This is a genomic window from Ensifer sp. (assembly GCF_035999135.1).
In the GTDB taxonomy this organism is placed as follows: Bacteria; Pseudomonadota; Alphaproteobacteria; order Rhizobiales; family Rhizobiaceae; genus Ensifer.
Genome location: NZ_DASYGZ010000208.1, coordinates 1 through 1,630 on the forward strand (window position 1 = coordinate 1; position 1,630 = coordinate 1,630).

A 1,630-nucleotide genomic window follows, 5' to 3' on the forward strand; every position below is an offset into this window, starting at 1 on the left:
GATGTGGCAGCGAAGTTGAACTGTCCGCTTTGGCGCAAAGTAGAAATGTCACTCTGAGCCGTCGCACGGCACGATGATCAGCCCCGATCTGACCGGCTGATCCGGTTGCAAGATCAGATCGGGGCGGGTGAACGGCACCCCTTCGGCTTTAGCTTTGAGACTTCGCGCTGCGGATTACTCCGCAGCATCAAGTCGGGACAGGGCCTTCTCACGCCGAGCAATCACCACGGGATCGTTGATGAAATCCTTTCGCCGGCCCGGCCCACGCGCGTGTTTGACGTAGCCATTTTTATCGCTGTTGCTCTTTACCGCTGGCTTCATCTGCTGATCCTGACGCTCTTTGATATAGGCGAGAACATCGCCAAGCCGCTTGTTTTCGGTGATCGCCGCATGCGTCACCCGCTGGGCCTTGTCGAAGACTTTGTAGGGCAGGGAATGGCCCTTCCACCGCACATCCAACCGGCCATCCGCATAGGCATAGGTCTCGACATAGCGACCAGCCAAGCCGCGCGTCACCTCGGTCTCCTCCAGCATGATCCGCTGGCGCTCGAACGAAAACGTCAACTGGGCACCGACATAGCGCTGCTCGCGTTTGCACAGGATCTCGGCCAGCCGATCCGGCGTAAGGTTCATCGGCCGGTGCAGGTCATTGGGTCGGGCAGGGACGATCGCAAACCGCGCGTTATAGTCGTCCATGAAGCCAGGCAGAAAGGCATTGCCAGCCACCATGTCGGCGATATCAGCCAGTCTCAATTCCTTGACCAGGCGATCTTGCAGCGTCCGGTTCATCCGCTCAACCCGGCCTTTGGCCTGACTCGAATTTGCGCAAAGAATCTCGATGTTTAACTCTGAAAGTGCACGCCCGAACTGGGTCATGCCCTGGCCACCCCTGGCTTCCTTCTTCGCCACCCGAAACACCGAATGCTTGTCGGAGTAAAAGGCGACCGGTGCCCCATGATGCTCAAGATACAGCGCCAGCGCTTCAAAGTAGCTGAAGGCGCTTTCCGAGCGCACAAACCGCAACTGCATCACCTTGCCGGTCGCATCGTCGACGAACACCAGAAGCGAGCACGGCGGCCCGCGATCCTCAAACCAGCGATGTTCCGACCCGTCAATCTGCACCAGCTCGCCATAGGCCTCACGCCGCAACCGTGGCTGATGAAACGTCCGTCGCTGCTTGCGCGACAGCCAAAGTCCGGCATCCGCCATCCATTGGCGCAACGTCTCGCGCGACACCCGCAATCCATCGCGCTCGGCAAGCTTCTCGGCCGCCAAGGTCGGGCCGAAGTCCACGTAGCGTTCGCGCACGAGCGTCACGGCATAATCCCGGATGCCGTCACTGATCCGGTTGTTCGAGGGCCGGCCGATCGCCTTGTGCCGGACCGACGCCGCACCGCCGGAGCTGATCCGCTCCAGCAACCGGCGAAGCTGGCGGGTGCTCAGCGCAAGCACGTGTGCCGCCGACACCAGCGTCATGCGGCCAGCGATCACCTTCGACAAAACCTCAATCCGTTGCAGATCGCGTTCGCTCATCGCAATCAATCCCATCCGCAATCTCCCAGGTCACCAAACCCGGGGAGAGTGACATTCCAACTTTGCAGGATCAGGACACTTTAACTTTGCGGCTACA

At 60.1% G+C, this 1,630-nt stretch carries 1 protein-coding gene; it reads right to left on the reverse strand.

Annotated features, from left to right (window positions below; all coding sequences use genetic code 11):
* Positions 1–174: 174 nt before the first annotated feature.
* On the reverse strand, positions 175–1,548 hold the full coding sequence (locus tag VGO12_RS28220; RefSeq protein ID WP_327516044.1) for an ISNCY family transposase: 1,374 nt from the start codon (positions 1,546–1,548) through the stop codon (positions 175–177).
* Between the last annotated feature and the right edge of the window lie 82 nt (positions 1,549–1,630).

What these genes read in the sequence shown, in the direction of transcription:
- VGO12_RS28220 (WP_327516044.1), bottom strand. Translation starts at nt 1,548, where the DNA reads ATGGGATTGATTGCGATGAGCGAACGCGATCTGCAACGGATTGAGGTT.